This window comes from Mesotoga sp. HF07.pep.5.2.highcov (assembly GCF_003666285.1).
Classification (GTDB): domain Bacteria; phylum Thermotogota; class Thermotogae; order Petrotogales; family Kosmotogaceae; genus Mesotoga; species Mesotoga prima.
The window spans coordinates 1-1,230 of sequence record NZ_JFHJ01000536.1 but is presented as its reverse complement, the minus strand read 5'-3'; the positions used below and the strand labels follow the sequence as shown (position 1 = coordinate 1,230).

Genomic DNA, 1,230 nt, shown 5'->3' with positions numbered 1-1,230 from the left:
CCGCCTCCAATGCAGTATCGGGGTACCAATAACTGCTTCCTTGAGCAAAGGCTCCCGCCTCTTCGACCAGGGCTATCATCTCGTTTTTACTCACTGTCAAATTTATTAATTGACCTTCCCGTTCAACAGAAACAACGAATTCGTCGGGAAAGCCGAATTCGGCAAAGGAGATTTCTTTCCCGGTGAACTGAATCAAGAGCTCATCGGGCTTCAGAGCCAACAACTGACTCATCGTGGTTAGATCATAACTTGTTTCAGTCTTCATACCGTTGACTGAAAGCAGGATGTCTCCTTCTCTAAACTGTCCGTGGTCAATGGCAAGTTGAGGTTTGAAGTTTGCATAATAGATGCCCATTGCGTAGCGTTCCTCGGCAGGTGAATAAGTCAGGAGCGTTCCCGATAATGTAGAGCCATCTTCGAAGCCGAGTTTTATAGAACTTTCAGGCGAAAGAACACTTCCATATCCAACATAATCGCCGTTGAAGGTTCCGCCGTTTATTGAAGAGAGAATATCGCCTGGTTCTCCTGAAACACCTCCGATAACAAAGAAGGCTTCCTGGGGAAGAAGTTCAGGTATTATAGCGATCTCGATTTCCTTACCTTCCCTGTTCACAACAAGATCTATTCTCTCTCCTTTTGCTACTGCTTCACTCAAACGTGTATTGTCGATGAGAGTCTTTCCATTAACTGAAACGATTCGGTCTCCCGGCATCATTCCGGAAACTGCGGCAGGAGAACCAGGTTCGACTTTATCGATCTTGACCTCTTGAAAGCCCCATATTACTGCGACAAGAGAGAGAATTAAAAAGCCCAGAAGTAAAGAGAAAGCTGGACCGGCGAAGTAAATAATGAATCTCTGCCAGGCGGGTTTGTTCTGAATCTGCTCACTTTCCGGAATCGAGGAGTCGATAGTATCCAAGTCTTCACCTGCAGGTCTTACGTAACCGCCGATTGGAAATGCATTGATCCTGAAGGTCGTATTCTTTCCTTTTTTCGACCAGAGCTTAGGGCCCATTCCTATTGCGAATTCAAGAACTCTTACACCAAAAAGCCTCGAGAAAATGTAGTGACCAAGCTCATGGACAACTACTATTCCCGTCAGAATTAGAAGAAAGTATATTATTGCTAATAACATCTATCCACCTCTTCCTGAGCTAACTTTCTTGCAACGCTGTCAGTCTCGATTATTTGACTGTAGTCGACCGGATTTTGATCAGCGGTTCTTTCTAC

Annotated in this window: 1 protein-coding gene; it reads right to left on the bottom strand. The window is 45.0% G+C overall.

The genetic code is table 11. The features are described from left to right. A partial coding sequence (locus BG32_RS11495; protein WP_147434991.1) for a site-2 protease family protein occupies window positions 1–1,135 on the bottom strand: 1,135 nt, incomplete at its 3' end. Between the last annotated feature and the right edge of the window lie 95 nt (window positions 1,136–1,230).